Origin of the sequence: Roseomonas indoligenes, from assembly GCF_017813365.1 — a bacterium.
Classification (GTDB): domain Bacteria; phylum Pseudomonadota; class Alphaproteobacteria; order Acetobacterales; family Acetobacteraceae; genus Roseomonas; species Roseomonas indoligenes.
Genome location: NZ_JAGIZA010000013.1, coordinates 45,586 through 61,000, shown reverse-complemented (window position 1 = coordinate 61,000; position 15,415 = coordinate 45,586). Strand labels below are relative to the sequence as shown.

Here is a 15,415-nt window from a genome sequence, read left to right as displayed (position 1 = left end):
TCGTCCGGGCGTGCTGGTGGCCCCAGGGAGGCGCCGCCTCCCTGGACCCTTCGCCAGGAGCCTGAGGCTCCTGGACCTGCATCGGGCTGCCGCGAATGCGATGACGGAAGGCAGCACAAGGGATTCTGCATCCGCGTCAGTCCGGGCCCTGCTGTCAGTCGCCTGAGGTCATCGACCTCAGGCGCGCCATCGGACGAGCATCCCGCGGCAGCCCGACAGAAAAAGATGAGAGGGGGTCCAGGGGGAGAGAATTCCTTCTCTCCCCCTGGGGCTACCCGCGCACCCGCCGGAGGAGCGGTGCGATGCCGTGCGCCACGACCGGGATGAGGACCGCCCCGACGAGCAGGCCGAGGATGCCGGAGACCGCGGCGCCGGCGAGCCAGGAGAGGAAGGGGCCGATGGCCGGGAGGGCGGCCGCGGCCGCGTGGGAGGCGGCTTCCGAGATATGGGCGGGCAAGGGCAGGCCGAAGCCTTCCAGGCCGTGGATGATGATGCCGCCGCCGACCCAGACCATGGCGGCGGTGCCGACGATCGCGAGGAGGCGGAGGAAGGGGGGCATGCCCTGGACAAGGGCGCGGCCGAGGGCCTTGGTGATAGGGCGGAGAAGGCGGTCGGCGGCGGTGGGGGCGCCGGTGCGGGAGAAGGGGCCGGTGACCGGGCGTTCGGCCTTCGCGAGGGCCAGGCCGGCGTCGTCCGCTTTCACGATGAGGGCGACGCCGCCGTAGACGAGTGCCGTGAGGGCGAGGCCGACGAGGGCGAGGATGGCGGCGCGGAGGAGGAAGGAGCCTTCCGGGATGCTGGCGAGGGAGATGGCCATGATCTCGGCGGAGAGGATGAGGTCGGTCTGGACAGCGGAGCGGATCTTCGCGTCCTCGAAGGCCTTGGGATCGGGCGGGGCAGCGCCGCGCGTCTGCTCCGGGCCGTGGGCGGCGCCGGGGTGGATGGCCTCGTAGACCTTCTCCGCCCCCTCGTAGCAGAGGTAGGCGCCGCCGAGCATGAGGATGGGGGTGATGGCCCAGGGGGCGACGGCGCTGAGGAGGAGGGCGGCGGGGAGGAGGATGATGAGCTTGTTGCGGACGGAGCCGAGGGCGATGCGCCAGACGACCGGGAGTTCGCGGCTGGCGCTGAAGCCGGTGAGGTAGCGGGGGGTGACGGCGGCGTCGTCGATCACCACGCCGGCCGCCTTCACGCCGGAGCGGGCGGCGCCGGCCGCGATGTCGTCGAGGGAGGCGGCGGCGGCCTTGGCGAGGCCGGCGACGTCGTCCAGCAATGCGATCAGTCCCAGGCTCACGCGCACCTCATCCGGCGGTCGGGCGGTTAACCGGCGGATGGAGGCAATGTTGCTTGCGGGACAGAAAAGGAAAGGGCCCCGGCGGATCGCTCCGCCGGGGCCCTTCCGTTCAGGGGCCGATCGGGTGGATCGGCCCCGACGGGCTCAGCCGAGACGCTCGCCGTGCAGCGAGACGTCGAGGCCCTCGCGCTCCTCCTCCTCGGTGACGCGGAGGCCGACGATGACGTCCACGATCTTGAGCAGGATCCAGGTGGCGATGGCCGTGTAGATGAAGGTGGCGGCCACTGCCTCGAACTGGATGATGAGCTGGGCGGTGCTGCCGGAGGTGCCTTCCGGCAGGGCGGTGGTGGCGGAGAGCGGGCCGTAGGCGAAGACGCCCGTCAGCAGGGCGCCGACGATGCCGCAGAGGCCGTGCACGCCGAAGGCGTCCAGGCTGTCGTCGTAGCCGCACCAGTGCTTCAGGGCGGTGGCGCCCCAGAAGCCGGTGAGGCCGGCGACCACGCCGATGATCAGCGCGGGCACAGGCAGGACGAATCCCGAGGCCGGGGTGATGGCGACGAGGCCGGCGACGGCGCCGGAGATGGCGCCGAGGACGGAGGGCTTGCCCTTCACGGCCCACTCCACGAAGACCCAGGCGAGGGCGGCGGCGGCGGCGGCCACCTGCGTGACGAGCATGGCCATGCCCGCGCGCGCGCCGGCGGCGCCAGCGGAGCCCGCGTTGAAGCCGAACCAGCCCACCCAGAGGAGGGAGGCGCCGATCACGGCGAGGGCCAGGCTGAAGGGCGACATGTTGTCGTGCCCGTAGCCCACGCGCTTGCCGAGGACGACGGCGGCCACGAGGCCCGCGACGCCGGCGTTGATGTGGACGACCGTGCCGCCCGCGAAGTCCAGCGCGCCGAGGGCGAAGAGCCAGCCATTCGGGTGCCAGACCCAGTGGGCGATCGGGGAATAGACGACGACCAGCCAGAGGATGGTGAAGAGCACCATGGCCGAGAACTTCATCCGGTCGGCGAAGGCGCCGGTGATGAGGGCCGGGGTGATGATGGCGAAGGTCATCTGGAACATCAGGAAGACCGTCTCGGGGACCGTGAAGGCCACCGCGGCGTCACCCGAGCCGAGGGTGAAGGGCTTGTCCCAGTTCTCCGCGACGCCGCGGAGGAGGAGCTTGGAGAGGTCGCCGACATAGGCGCCGCCCTCGCCGAAGGCGAGGCTGTAGCCGATCACCATCCACACGATCGTCGCGATCGCGGTGATGGAGAAGGACTGCATCATCGTGGCCAGCACGTTCTTCTTGCGGACCATGCCGGCATAGAAGAGGGCGAGGCCCGGGACCGTCATCATCAGGACGAGGGCGGTGGAGGTGAGCATCCAGGCGGTGTCGCCGGTGTTCACCGTGGCGGCTTCGGCCGCCGCCTCGGCGGCGCCAGGAGTGTCCTGCGCCAGGGCGGGGCCGGCCAGCATGAGGGCTGCGGCGGCGGCCATTCCCAGCCACGTTCCCCCCGCGGCGCGCGTATCGGGTCGCATCGTCGTTTCCTTGTTCGTCATTTCTCTTACAGGGCCCCCGCGTCGGTCTCGCCGGTGCGGATGCGGAGCGCGCGCTCCAGGTCGAGCACAAAGACCTTGCCGTCGCCGATCTTGCCGGTGCGGGCGGTGGTGGCGATCGCCTCCACCACGGCGTCCACCAGCTCGGACGGCACGGCCACTTCGATCTTCAGCTTCGGGAGGAAGGAGACCTGGTACTCCGCGCCGCGGTAGATCTCGGTCTGGCCCTTCTGGCGGCCGAAGCCCTTGACCTCGGTCACGGTCAGCCCCTGCACGCCGAGCGGGGTCAGCGCCTCGCGCACCTCGTCCAGCTTGAACGGCTTGATGATCGCCATCACCAGTTTCATCGTTTCGCGGCCCCCTTCCTCCGCTGTACGGGGGCGTTCATGCGAGTTGCGTGCCATGCACGTTACAAGCGCGTGCGGGGTTGCGGGGTCGCGGGCTGTTGCGCGCGGGCGGGAGGTTGCGGGGGCTGGCGGACTGCCCAAATCATGGGCAGAACACCGCGCCGTGATGCAGGATGATCCTATGATGCCGATCCCCGAGCTGCCGGGTGCCGAGCTTGACGTGCTGGTGATCGGGGCGGGGCCGGCGGGGGGGACTCTGGCGGCGGCGCTGGCGACGGCGGGGCTCTCGGTTGCTGTGCTGGACGCGCAGGCGCTGCCGCCGATGGAGCTGCCGGCCTTCGACGGGCGCGCCTATGCCATCGCGGCGGGGAGCCGGACCCTGCTGGAGGCGGCGGGGGTCTGGGCGCTGCTCCCCGGGAAGGCCCTGGGGGAGCCCTGCGCCATCACGGGGATCCGCGTGAGCGACGGGCGGCCGGGGGAGCGGCCTTCGCGGCTGCACCTGCACTTCGATGCGGAGGAGATGGGGGAGGAGGCCTTCGGCTGGATGGTCGAGGCGCGGGCGCTGCGGGTGGCACTGAACGCGCGGCTGGCGGCCCTGCCGAACCTGGCCGTGCTGGCGCCGATGACGGCGGTGCTGGAGCGGCGGCCGGAGGGGGTGGTGGCGCGGCTCTCCGACGGGCGGAGCGTGCGGGCGCGGCTGGCGGTCTCGGCCGAGGGGCGGAACAGCAGCCTGCGGGGCGGGGCGGGGATCGGGGCGGCGCGGCTGGATTACCGTACGCACGCCATCGTCTGCGCCATCGCGCATGAGCGGCCGCACCGGGGCGGGGCGCTGGAGGCTTTCCTGCCGAACGGGCCCTTCGCGCAGTTGCCGCTCTCCGACATGTCGCCGGAGGGCGAGGGGGAGCGGGCGGTGGCGGCGCGGGAAGGGTTCCCGCACGCGTCCGCCATCGTGTGGTCCGAGCGGGCGGACCTGGCGCCGCACTTCATGGCGATGGGGGCGGAGGGCTTCGCGCGGGAGGTGACGCGGCGAATGGGGGACCATCTCGGCCGGGTGCGACTGGTCGGGGGGCGGTGGTCCTACCCGCTCTCCGCCCTGCAGGCGATGCGCTTCACGGATACGCGGCTGGCGCTGGTGGGGGATGCGGCGCACGGCATCCACCCCATTGCCGGGCAGGGGCTGAATGTCGGGCTGCGGGACGTGGCGGCGCTGGCGGAGCTGCTGGTGGCGGCAAAGCGGCGGGGGGAGGACCCGGGCGGGGCAGGGGTGCTGGCGGCCTATCAGGCGGCGCGGCGGCCGGATTCCCTGGTGATGCTGGGGGCGACCCATGCGCTGGAGCGGCTGTTCGGGAACGACTTCGCGCCGGTGCGGGTGGCGCGGCGGCTGGGGATCGCGGCGGTGGACCGGATGCCCGGGCTGAAGGGGTTCTTCGCGCGGCGGGCGATGGGGATGGGGGGCGGGGTGGCGTCCTCGCTTCTGACGGGGCGCGGCGGGGCGGGGTAGCGGGGCGGGCCTGCTTCGGGCGCGCGCTGTCCGGCAGGGTTGCGGGTTCCGGCCGCATCCCGTTCGGGCCGATGAGGTGTTGCTCCTCTCCGGTCTGCTGCCGGCCGGAGAAGCCCGGCGCGGGATCGCATTCTCGGGGCAGGGCCGGTTCGCTGCGGGCTGCGGTGCGTGACTTTTGATTCGTTGCTGACGCGCCGCGGGGGCACGGCGCCGGGGGTCGCGCGAATCGTATTGATATCGACACGAAATCCTTTGCACGATGCGCCGGTTCCTCCGGAGAAGCGTTATGGCCGGCATGATCGGCACGTTCGACCATCCCCTCTTCGGGGTGGTGAAGTTCAGGACGAAGCACGACGCCTGGGTTCGCGGCGACAGCATCACCTTCATCGACGGGTTCGATTCGAACGAGATCACGCGGGTTCATGTCCCGCAGCTCAAGAACGTGAAGAACGCGCACGGGGGCGCCATCCGGTTCCACAAGAAGGCGCATGCCCAGCTTCTCAAGGCTTTCGAGGACATCGAAAGGATGGGGCTCCTCCATCACGTCAGGACCTTCGACGGGACGGAGAATGCACGTCTGCGTCGGCCGACCAGCGGTGCCCTCAGCAAGCTGCCGTCCAACCATTCCTTCGGCACGGCGATCGACCTGAACGCGGGCGATGGCAGCAATGGCGGGACGACCGCGCCGATCGCGCCGGTTTTCGAGGCGCTGGGGTTCACCTGGGGCGCCGCTTTCAACGATCCCATGCACTTCGAGGTGGATGAGTTCGTGGTCAACCCGCGGTCCGTGGCCGGCCCGTTGCGGGCGGCGCTGCCGAAGGTGGATTTCCACGCCACGAAGCAGACGGTCTTCAATCGCGGCGCGCCGCCGGACAGCTTCCTGGCCGAGCTGGTGGGCTGGGGCAGGGCGGCGCCGGACGAGATCTTCGCCCCTAACCAGCTGGCGGACATCTACTCGAACGTGCTCGGGGTGCTCGGCCCCTGGCAGGGGCTGCGGCATCGCAGGGCCGTCATGCTGGAGGTGCTGCGGGTGCTGGCGGGGTTTGAATCCTCGTGGGACTGGAACGCCGGCGTGGACACGACCAATCCGACTTCGGTGACGCCGGACACGATCGAGGCGGGCGCCTGGCAGGTGAGCGCGAATTCGATGGCCTTCGGGCAGGAACTGAAAGGTCTCGTGCTGGCGAAGGTGGGATCACTGGATGGCGACGATTTCCAGCGCGCGATGAAGAAGGACCATCCCCTGGCGATGGAGTACGTCGCCCGGCTGCTGCGGCGCACGGTGAATCATCATGGCCCGGTCAAGAGGCACAAGATCGATTCCTGGCTGCGCCGGGATGCCGTGGCGGAGTTCGAGGCCCTGGTGTCGTGACCGGTTTGGACTGAGGTGCGGGGTGAGGAGAGGGCTCCTCACCCCGTTGCCGGATCAGGCGGCCGCGCGCCGGATGCCCGCCAACTCGGCGCCGAGAAAGGCGGCGATGGCGCCGGGGCCGGAGCGGTCCGTGCCCGTCAGGCCGGCGGCCTCCTCGGCGGCCGGGTTGTAGTTGGTGTTGGTGTTCACGTCGTAGGTGAGCACCTCGCCCTCCGCCGTGCGGATGAACTCGATGCCCGCCACCTCGATGCCGTTGGCCTTCAGGAAGCCTTCCAGCTTCGCGCGCTGCTCGGCGGGGATGCCGTCCGGCAGGACGCGGAAGCGCGGTGCGGCGACCGGAGCATTCGCGGGCGTCTCGCCCACGGGGCAGAAGGCGTCGCCGACGGCGGCGGAGGGGCTGGGCACCTCGCAGACATCGGCGGGGCAGAGCTCGAAGCCGGAGGAGGTGTCCACCTCCACGGCGTAGAGGAAGCGGCCGCCGACGAATTCGGCGCGGGTGATGAAGGGGCGGGCGGCGCGGATGTAGTCCTGCAGCAGCCAGAGGCCGTCGGCGGGAAGCTCGTCCTCGGGCGCGTCGGCGAGGAAGGCGGCCAGGGCGTCCGGGTCGGCGAAGAGGCGGACGCCCAGGCCCTTGCCGCCGCGGTTCGGCTTGAGGATCAGCGGGCCGCTGCCGTAGCGGGCGCGGGCGGCCTTCACCACGTCCTCCGCCTCGCCCCGCACGACCACCGTGCCGGGGACGGTGACGCCCGCGGTCTCCAGGGCCGCGTACTGGCGGGCCTTGCTGATCTCGAGGTCGAGGGCGCGAGGGCCGTTCACCACGCGGCGGCCGAAGCGCTCCAGCCAGGCCAGCACCGCCGCCGTCAGCTCCGCCGAGTAGCGGTGGCCGCGCGTGTGCGAGGAGGCGGACATGCGGTTGTAGAAGACGCCCTCCGGCGGCGGACGGGAGAGGTCGAAGGTGCCGGAGGAGAGGTTCCAGTCCTCCCAGGGGAGGCCGCGCGCATCCAGGGCCGCGGCGAGCGGCGGCAGCCACTCGGGGTTTTCGTGGATGATGTGGATCCCGGACATTCTGGCGTCTCACGATGTGCTGTTGTGGTGATGACAGATAGGGCGGCTGGTCATCGTGAGAAAGGGTGGGGTGAGCGGGACCGGCGTGAAGGCCGGGGTGGGCAGCCCCTCAGGCGCTTTCCGGGCGCCGGAGCAGGAAGGCGCAGCCGTCCCAGAGGGTGAAGGGGTTGGTGCCGTTGGCGGTGAGGTGCCAGCCGCCTTCCGTGGCCCAGCGGGCGGCGTCGGCGCGGTCGGCCTCGGGGTCTCCGCGATAGGAGAGATTGAGGATGGCGAGGGCGCCATTGGGGCGGAGGAGGCGGGCGGCGTCCTGCAGGTGGGCTTCGGCGATGCCGGCCTGGACGAGGTAGGGGAAGCTGTCCACGGATAGGATAAGGTCGAAACCGGCCCGGGGGTGGTCGGCGAGGCCGGTGCCGGGGGTGGTGGCGAAGCGGAGGTTGGGGAGGTTGCCGTGGCGGCGGCGGGCTTCCTCGATCATGCCCGGCGAGACGTCGAGGGCGAGGACGCTGCGGCAATGGGGGGCAAGGGCGGCGGCGACGCGGCCGATGCCGCAGCCGAGGTCCAGCACGTCCGTGGTGGGGGCGATGAGGGCCTCGGCCTTGAGCCAGGCGAGGATCTCTTCCGTGGCGGCGGCGAGGATGGCGGGGTCGTTCAGGGAATAGGCGGCGACGCTGGCCTCCGGGGCGCGGGCGACGGCGCGGTCGAAAATGCGGGCTATGGTGGCGATCGCGGCCTCGGGGGCGGCGTTTGTGGGGTCGTGGTCCACCTCGGCCTCGCGGAGCATGGCGGCGAGGGATTCGAGGGCATCGGCCCGGGCAGCGAGGGCGTGGAGGCGGTGCCAGGCGGGGTTTCCGGGGGCCTGGTGATGGACGAGCCGGGCGGGAATCTGGTCGGGCGCGGTGCCGGTGAGGAGGAGGCGGGCGAGGGCCACCTCCGGGGAGAGCTGGCCGGCGAGGCAGAGGGCGATGGGATCGCTCATGCGCGGGTGAGGCGGCGGCCGGTATTGGGGCGGTCCTGTGCGCCCCAGCTGTATTTGTAAGGCTCGGCGCCGCGGAGGAAGTGGACCTCGCGCAGGCCTTCCGTGACGGCGGATTCGATGAGGTGGCCGAGGAGGAGGGTGCCGGGGCTCTCGAAGGCGCGGGTCTCGTCGAAGCCGCCGATGTAGAGGTGCAGGCGGTCCGGGCCGGCGAGGGTGTGGAAGACGGCGGCGGTCTCTCCACCGATCTTCAGGGCGTGGAGGCGGAGGGCGCCGGCGGCCTGCAGCTCGGGCAGGGCGGTGCGGTGGAAGGCGAGGACCTTCGGGTCGGCGAGGACGCCGCCCTCCTCGCCTTTGCGGGTCCAGCGGGACTGGTGCAGGGCGACGAGGTGTTCCCACAGGGCGGGGACGTCCTCGGGTCTTGCGGTGGTGGCGGACCAGCCGCCGGCGCGGTCGGCGCGGTGGCGGGACATGCGGAGCTTGCGGAGGGTGTTGGAGGAAATCGGGCCGCGCAGGGCCTCGATGCTGTCCGGCAGGGTGAGGACGGGGCAGGGCTCGCCGGGCCAGGTTTCGGCGCGCCAGCCCTGTGGGGGTGGGGCGGCGAGGAGGGCGGCGTCGGGGGGGAGGTCGGGGAGGTCGCAGGGGGCGGTCTCACTCGCCAGGGCGGTGGCGAGGAGGTGGGTGACGGCGTCCGGCGGGGCTTCGGGGTCGAGCAGGGCGTCGGTGTAGTCGGTGATGCCGACGCCCATGGGGAGGAGCTTGGCGGTTCCCGCTTCCTCCAGCCGGTAGAGGGGGAGGAGGGCGCGGAGGGTGCCGCCTTCGTCACGCAGGGCGGCGATGCGGGGGTGGGCGGTGCCGAAGATGCTCCACCACGGAAGGAGCCAGGCCGGGGACTGGAACGGGCGGGCGCCGGCGCGGCGCCAAAGGGCTTCCCATTCCTCGCGCAGGGCGGGGATGGCCTCGTTCGTGGTGATCAGGTCGTGGCGCATAGCTGTCTGTAGAGGGCGATGTAGCTGGCGGCCATGCGGGTGCGGGAGAAGCGGGCGCGGGCGGTTTCGCGGATGGCCGGCCGGTCCAGGGTGTCGGCGAGGGGGATGGCCTCGGCCATTTCCGTGGCGTCGTTCACGAGGAAGCCGGTGACGCCATCCTCCACCACTTCGGGCAGGGCGCCGGAGCGGAAGGCGATGACGGGGGTGCCGCAGGCGGCGGCCTCCATGGCGACGAGGGAGCTGGTCTCGGGCGCGGTGCTGGGGACCAGGAGGCAGCGGGCGGCGGCGAGCAGGCGGCGCTTCCGGGTGAAGCCGAGGGGGCCGAGGAAGCGGCGGCGCGCGTCCAGGCAGGGCCTGATGTGGTCGGCGAAGAACTGCTCGTGGGCGGGGTAGGGGAAGACGGCGCCGCCGATGAGGAGGGGGATGCCGGCGCGGTGGGCGGCCTCCAGCGCGTGGTGCTGGCCCTTTTCCTCGCAGATGCGGCCGAGGGTGAGGGCGTAGCTGCGCGGGGCGTGGCGGGCGGTGGCGAGTTCCTCCACCGGGACGCCATTGGGGATGGGGGGGAGGACGGCGGTGCAGCCGGGCGGGAGGGCGGCGTGCTGGGCCGTGGAAACCGTGTGGAGCCAGGTGCGCGGGCGCACGGGGGCGAGGGCGGGGGCGGTGTACCAGCCCGGGGGGAGGTGGAGGGTGGCCAGGACCGGGGGGCCCGGGGGCGGGAGGTAGGCGTGGAAGTCGATGCCGTGGAGGTGGATCGCGTCCACCGGGGTTTCGGCGAGGGTGGCGGCGATGGCGTTCGCGGTCTCGGCCTGGGCGCGGCGGGTGGCGGCCTCGTCGAGCGGGCCGGCCGGGCGGGGGATGGGGCGGAGGGTGCCGGCGGTGGTCGAGCCCTCCTGCGCGATGACGATGGAGCGGTGGCCGGCGGCGTGGAGGGCGTGGTCGAGGGTGGAGAGGACCTGTTCGGCGCCGCCGACGGAATCCGGGCCGACGGGGGCCAGGGGATAGGCGACGGAGAGGATCGTGAGGGGGGCGGCGTTCATCGCGCGAGGTCGCGTTGCGCGGCGGCGGCGAGTTCGCGCCAGCGGGCGAAGTCCAGGCCCCAGCCGTAGCGCTCATAGAGGGGCTGGCCGGGACGGGGCGGGGCGGTGAAGTCGTGGGCCGGGGCGGGGCGGAAGTGTTCCTGCGCCACCGGGAACTGGGCGAGGGTGGATCGCTGTGTGGCGAAGGCGGCGAGCATGGCGCGCTTGCGGGACTGTTCCTCCGGCGTGAGGTCGAGGGTGGTGGGGGCGGGGCCGGGGAGGAAGGTAGCGACGGCCCAGCCGTGCTCGGCCGCGTGGTAGAGCGGGAACTCGATCAGGGTCTCGATGCCTGCGAGGCGCGCGGCGGCGGCGGCGATGAGGGCGGTGGCATCGTGGTCGGGGTGGCCGCCCTCATAGGCGTGGGTAAGGACGGCCTGCGTGTCGTGCGCCTGCAGCCTGGCCGCGAGGGCGCGGGCGAGTTCGGGCATGGCGTGGGCGGCGCCCTGGTCGGCGGCGCCGAGGGTGGTGTGCGCGGCGTGGACGTTGCCGATGGCCAGCGCGGCTTCCAGTTCGCGGGCGCGGGCTTCGGCATAGGCCTCGGCGGTGGCGAAGCCGGCAGCGTTGGCGTCCGCGAGGTTGCGCGGGGCGCCGTCCGTCACCTGCACGATGAGCAGGTTCCGGAACAGGGGGAGGACGGCGCCGGCGGCAAGGGTCTCGTCATCGGGATGCGCGATGACGAGAGCCGCCGGCGCCTCCACCGGCGCGCGCGCGGCAAGGCGCGCGAGCAGGTCCTGCGTGTTCAGGTTGAAACGTCCGGCGCCGTCGGCGCGGTGCCGCCGCCTTCCGCGTCGTCCGGGCCGCGCGCGGGATAGACGGCGCCGTAGAAGGATTGGTCGCGCTTCGCGCGGCGGCAGAGGAAGACCTCCGGTTCCGGCTCGGCCTCGATCGTGAAGCCCGCGGAGCGGAGCATGGCGGCGGAGGCGGCGCGGTTGGGCGCCCACCAGTTGGTGAAGTCGTTGGAGTACTCGCCCTCGATGAAGTGCAGCTTGGGGTAGCCGGGCTCGTCGAAGATCGCGGTTTCCGTGAAGGGCGGGTTGGGCGGGATCCTTGCGATCTCGTCGCTGCCGCGCTGCATGGACTGGTAGAGGAGGAGGTCGCCGGCGACGTGCTCGAAGATGAGGTCCAGCGCCAGGAGCGGGTGGCGGAGGTGGTAGAGCACGCCCATGAAGACCACCACGTCGAAGCGCTCGCCGAGGCGGGCGACGTCGTAGACGGAGAGGCGGCGGAACTCGATGTCCAGGCCTTCCACCTCGGCGGCGAAGCGGGCCTGGGCCAGGTAGTCCTCGTCGAAGTCGATGCCGAGCACACGGGCGGCGCCGCGGCGCTTCATCTCCATCGAGTAGAAGCCGCCGTTGCAGCCGATGTCGAGCACGGTCTTGCCCGTGAGGTCGGCGGGGATGACGTGGGCGAAGTTGCGGAACTTGTTGGCGGGGTAGTCGCCGAGGAAGTGGTCGGGCGCGGTGCGGACGCCCCGCAGGTCGAGGTTGTGGAACCAGGGGCCGAGCTCGGCCGCGCGGGCGGCGATGGCTTCGGGTGTCCAGTTGCTCATGCGGTTTCTCCGGCCTGCTGCGGCACGTCGAGGAGGCGGGAGGCGTCGCGGTAGCCGTTCAGCGTGCCGGTGTCCACGTAGCTGGTGCCGGCGCGGATGCCCCATGCACTGTTGCCGCGGGCGATCCAGGCGTTGACGAGGGTTCCGATGTATTCGTCCTGCCGTTCCCTCGCCTCCCAGAGTGCGTGCAGCGCGCGGAAGACGTGGCCGGGCATCTTGAATGCGCCCCAGATCCAGTGCGTGGCGGCATCGGGGCGCTTCACCTGGATCTCGCGCACGCGGCCTTCCTCGTCCGTGTCCACGGCGTCGAAGAGCGCGGGGTTCTCCACGGGGAAGAGAAGGAAGGCGAGGCGGTCGTCCGGCAGGCGGCGCAGCGCGTCCGCGGGGAACCAGACGGTGTCGGGCAGGCCGATGAGGACGCATTCGTCGTCCCGCACGAAGGGAACGGCGCGGAAGATGGCGTCGCAGAGGCCCGCCGCGCGCTCCTGCACGGCATAGGCGATGTCGGCCGTGCCGTAGCGGGCGCCGTAGTAGCGGAGGATGTCCGACTTCAGCGGCGAGATGACGAAGAGGATGCGGTCCGCGCCGCCGAGGACCATGCGTTCGACGAGGTGCTCGCTGACGGCGCGCGGGCGCTCCGTGCCGTTCTCGTCGATGCGGCTTCCCACCGGGAGCAGCTCCTTCGAGAAGGCGAGGGGCTGGATGCGCGTGCCCTGGCCGGCGGCGGGGATGATGCCCCAGGTCTTCGTCATGCTGCTGGTGCTCCGGGTGGCCTCAGGGAGGGAAGAAGGAATTCTCCCCTCCCTGAAACCCACCCCTCATCTTTTTCTGTCGGGCTGCCGCGGAATGTGCGGCTGTCGTGCGCCGAGGGTCCATGACCCTCGGCGTGGGACGTGGTGATTCGTGCCCAACGCGAAGCAGCGGGCATCGTATCCGCGGTAGCCCGATCGCGGGGTCCGGGGTGGCCGTTGCCACCCCGGTGGAGGGGTTCCAGGGGAGGCAAAGCCTCACCTGGGGCCACCGGGGCTGCCTTCATGCGCGGGAGAGGGCCGGGGAGGAGGCGGCCTCGATGGCTTCGACCATCTCGCGCGCGCGGCGGGCGGCGGTGTGCTCGGCGAGGCAGCGTTCGCGGCCGCGGCGGGCGATGGTGGCGATCGCTTCGTCGGAGAGGTCGATGGCGGCGAGGGCTTCCTCGGTGGTGGAGGCGATGAGGATTTCGCGGCCGGGCTCGAAGAAGGTGTCGAGGCCCTCCCAGTTGTCGGAGAGGAGAGCGACGTTGCAGGCAGCGGCCTCGAAGAGGCGGCCGGAGGGGCACCAGCCAGAGGCGGCCATGGCGGCGCGGGTGATGTTCAGGGTGAGGCGGGAGCCGGCGTAGAAGGCCGCGTGCTCGGGCGGGGGGAGGTGGCGGCGGAACCAGATGTTCGTGCCCCAGGGGAAGCTCTGGGGGTACTGGGCACCGCCGATGACGAAGCGGGCGTCCGGGCGCTGGCGTGCGGGGGCGAGGAAGAGGGTTTCGAGGGCGGCCTGCCGGTCCTCGGCATAGGTGCCGAGGTAGGAGAGGGCGTAGCGGTCCGCGGGGGCCGGTGCCGGGGCGTGGATGGCGGGATCGGCGGAGCCGTAGAGGGGGGCGACGCGGCGGGCGCCGAGGCGGGTGCGGAGCGCATCCAGCGCGGCGCCGCCGGTGTAGGAAAGGACGAGGTCGAAGCCGCCCAGGCCTTCGGGGCCAATGTAGCCGACATCCTCGCCGGCATCGAGGCGGGCGAGGGTGACGGGGGTGTCGAGGTCGTAGAAGACGCGGAGGGCGCGGGAGTCCATCAGCAGCGCCGTGGCCGCCCCCGCGTCCGGGCAGTAGGAAGTGACCATGCCGGCGTCGCATTCGGCGAGGGCGTGGCGGGCCTTGAGCAGGGCTTCGTCCCAGTCCTTGTAGAGGACGAGCTCGCCGCCCTCGGGCAGGGCGTGGAGGTCGCGGTTCTCGGCGTAGTAGGGGACGTCGCGCTCGAAGAAGGTGACGCGGTGGCCTTCGGCCAGCAGGGCGGCGATGAGGGCGCGCCAGAGCGCCGCGTGGCCGTTCCCCCAGGAGGAGGAGACGGCGAGGCCGAAGACGACGAGCCTCATGCGGCGTCGTTTCTCCGTGGGGCGGGGAGCGGGGCAGGGGGCATGGGGGAGCGTCCGGAAAGGCAGGTACAATCCTGGGGCCCTGGGCGTGGGCATCAAGAGTCCAGGGCTTCACCATTGCGTAAGGGCGGGGATGTCGTCGCTTCCCGGCGCTCCGGCGGGTGAAAGAATTTCCTTCGGGTTGTCGCATGTGGTTGCGGACGGCGTCCGGGGCGGCCCCGGAGGGGCTAGGCCGTTCGCAGCGCCTCCTCCACGGCGCGGGCCACGGCGAGGAGTCGCGTGTCGCCCATAGTCTCGCCCGTCAGCATGAGGCCGACCGGCACCTCGCCTTCCGCCTGGCAGGGGATGCTGATGGAGCAGCGGTCCAGGAAGTTGCCGATGCTGGTGTTCCGCAGCAGCAGGAGGTTGGTGCGGTTGAAGGCCTCGGCGGTTTCGAGGTCCGCGATGGCGGGCGGGGTGATCGGGCAGGTGGGGGAGAGAATGGCGTCGAAGGGCGCGGTGCGGGGCGCGACGGCGGCGATGATGCGGGCGCGGGCGGCGGTGAGGTCGTAGAGGTCGGCGGCCGTCATCCTCTCCCCGAGCTCAATGCGGGCGAGGACGAAGGGGTCGTAGAGGTCGCGAGAGCGGGTGATGAGGTCCCGGTGCAGGGCCCAGGCCTCGGCGGCGGGGAAGTTGCCGCGGGCGGTGGCGCGGGGGATCTCCGCCAGCTCCGGCAGGTCCAGGTCGATCAGCTTCGCGCCGGCGGCTTCCAGGCGGCGCAGGGCGATGTCGAAGGCGGCGATGACGGCCGGGTCCAGCCCGTCGAAGAGGATGGTGTTGCTGGGCAGGCCGAGGCGCAGGCCCTCCAGCGGGCTGGCCTGCGGGGCTGTGGCGTCCTCCTCCCCGGCCATGACCGCGTCCAGCACGGCGCAGCAGGCGACGCTGGGCGCGAGGGGGCCGATGCTGTCGAGGGTGGTGGAGAGGGGGAAGGCGCCGGCCAGGGGAACGCGGCGGGCGGTGGGCTTGAAGCCGGTGATGCCGCAGAGGGCGGCCGGGACGCGGCAGGAGCCGCCCGTATCGGAGCCGATGGCGCCGAAGCCCATGCCGTCCGCGACGGCGACGGCGGCGCCGGAGGAGGAGCCGCCAGGGGCGCGCGGCGTGCTGGCGCGGTCCCAGGGCGCGGCGGGGGTGCCGTGGTGCGGGTTGAGGCCGGTGCCGGAGAAGGCGAATTCCACCATATTGGTGCGGCCGAGCACGACGAAGCCCGCGCGTTCCAGCCGGGCGATGGCCGGGGCGGTGGCGGTGGCGGGCGGTGCGTCCCGCCGCGCGCGCGATCCGGCGGTGGTGGTGATCCCCGCCTGGTCGAAGAGGTCCTTCACGCTGATGGGGATGCCGGCGTAGCGGGAGGGGGCGCGGTTGGCGCGGCGCAGCGCGTCCATGGCGCCGGCGGTGGCGCGTGCGGCATCGGCCTGCACGGCGACGAAGGCGCGGGCGCCTTCTCCGGCCGGGTCGGCGATGCGGGCCAGGGCTTCCTCCACCAGGGCCGCGGATGTGATCTCGCCGGCCTGCAGGGCGCGGGCAGCGTCTTCGATGGTCCTCATGCGCGGGAGATTGGA

14 protein-coding genes are annotated in these 15,415 nt (G+C 72.2%); 2 read left to right on the top strand and 12 right to left on the bottom strand.

Annotated elements, in window-relative coordinates; genetic code table 11:
* Nucleotides 1–271 precede the first annotated feature (271 nt).
* The 3 genes from J5Y10_RS19255 to J5Y10_RS19245 form a co-directional block, all read right to left on the bottom strand.
* Nucleotides 272–1,291, bottom strand: coding sequence for a DUF808 domain-containing protein (locus J5Y10_RS19255; RefSeq protein WP_209375728.1), 1,020 nt, complete (start codon nucleotides 1,289–1,291; stop codon nucleotides 272–274).
* A 144-nt stretch (nucleotides 1,292–1,435) separates the two neighbouring features.
* Nucleotides 1,436–2,815, bottom strand: coding sequence for an ammonium transporter (locus tag J5Y10_RS19250; RefSeq protein WP_280855545.1), 1,380 nt, complete (start codon nucleotides 2,813–2,815; stop codon nucleotides 1,436–1,438).
* 26 nt (nucleotides 2,816–2,841) lie between these two features.
* Nucleotides 2,842–3,180: a P-II family nitrogen regulator gene (locus J5Y10_RS19245; RefSeq protein WP_209375727.1), complete on the bottom strand. Its 339-nt coding sequence runs from the start codon at nucleotides 3,178–3,180 to the stop codon at nucleotides 2,842–2,844.
* Between the two features lie 181 nt (nucleotides 3,181–3,361).
* On the opposite strand from J5Y10_RS19245, the gene J5Y10_RS19240 reads away from it, so the two are divergent.
* Nucleotides 3,362–4,681, top strand: coding sequence for an FAD-dependent monooxygenase (locus tag J5Y10_RS19240; protein ID WP_209375726.1), 1,320 nt, complete (start codon nucleotides 3,362–3,364; stop codon nucleotides 4,679–4,681).
* Between the two features lie 286 nt (nucleotides 4,682–4,967).
* Nucleotides 4,968–6,053: a M15 family metallopeptidase gene (locus J5Y10_RS19235; protein WP_209375725.1), complete on the top strand. Its 1,086-nt coding sequence runs from the start codon at nucleotides 4,968–4,970 to the stop codon at nucleotides 6,051–6,053.
* Between the two features lie 54 nt (nucleotides 6,054–6,107).
* Here J5Y10_RS19235 and J5Y10_RS19230 read toward each other — a convergent pair whose 3' ends face one another.
* The 9 genes from J5Y10_RS19230 to J5Y10_RS19190 form a co-directional block, all read right to left on the bottom strand.
* Nucleotides 6,108–7,118, bottom strand: a complete 1,011-nt coding sequence (locus J5Y10_RS19230; protein WP_209375724.1) for an ATP-grasp domain-containing protein — start codon at nucleotides 7,116–7,118, stop codon at nucleotides 6,108–6,110.
* Nucleotides 7,119–7,227: 109 nt separating this feature from the next.
* Nucleotides 7,228–8,094, bottom strand: coding sequence for a class I SAM-dependent methyltransferase (locus J5Y10_RS19225; protein WP_209375723.1), 867 nt, complete (start codon nucleotides 8,092–8,094; stop codon nucleotides 7,228–7,230).
* Nucleotides 8,091–9,080, bottom strand: coding sequence for a GNAT family N-acetyltransferase (locus J5Y10_RS19220; protein WP_209375722.1), 990 nt, complete (start codon nucleotides 9,078–9,080; stop codon nucleotides 8,091–8,093). The genes J5Y10_RS19225 and J5Y10_RS19220 overlap by 4 nt, the downstream gene beginning before the upstream one ends.
* Nucleotides 9,065–10,117 (bottom strand): glycosyltransferase, encoded by a 1,053-nt coding sequence (locus J5Y10_RS28545; RefSeq protein WP_209375721.1) that lies wholly within the window; start codon nucleotides 10,115–10,117, stop codon nucleotides 9,065–9,067. Before J5Y10_RS28545 ends, J5Y10_RS19220 begins: the two co-directional genes overlap by 16 nt.
* Nucleotides 10,114–10,854, bottom strand: coding sequence for a PIG-L deacetylase family protein (locus tag J5Y10_RS19210; protein WP_209375720.1), 741 nt, complete (start codon nucleotides 10,852–10,854; stop codon nucleotides 10,114–10,116). Before J5Y10_RS19210 ends, J5Y10_RS28545 begins: the two co-directional genes overlap by 4 nt.
* A gap of 41 nt (nucleotides 10,855–10,895) precedes the next feature.
* On the bottom strand, nucleotides 10,896–11,705 hold the full coding sequence (locus J5Y10_RS19205) for a TIGR04290 family methyltransferase (protein WP_209375719.1): 810 nt from the start codon (nucleotides 11,703–11,705) through the stop codon (nucleotides 10,896–10,898).
* Entirely contained in the window at nucleotides 11,702–12,457 is a 756-nt protein-coding gene (locus J5Y10_RS19200; RefSeq protein ID WP_209375718.1) for a sugar phosphate nucleotidyltransferase, read from the bottom strand. Before J5Y10_RS19200 ends, J5Y10_RS19205 begins: the two co-directional genes overlap by 4 nt.
* A 280-nt stretch (nucleotides 12,458–12,737) precedes the next feature.
* Nucleotides 12,738–13,820 (bottom strand): CgeB family protein, encoded by a 1,083-nt coding sequence (locus J5Y10_RS19195; RefSeq protein WP_209375717.1) that lies wholly within the window; start codon nucleotides 13,818–13,820, stop codon nucleotides 12,738–12,740.
* A gap of 227 nt (nucleotides 13,821–14,047) precedes the next feature.
* Nucleotides 14,048–15,400, bottom strand: coding sequence for an amidase (locus tag J5Y10_RS19190; protein ID WP_209375716.1), 1,353 nt, complete (start codon nucleotides 15,398–15,400; stop codon nucleotides 14,048–14,050).
* Between the last annotated feature and the right edge of the window lie 15 nt (nucleotides 15,401–15,415).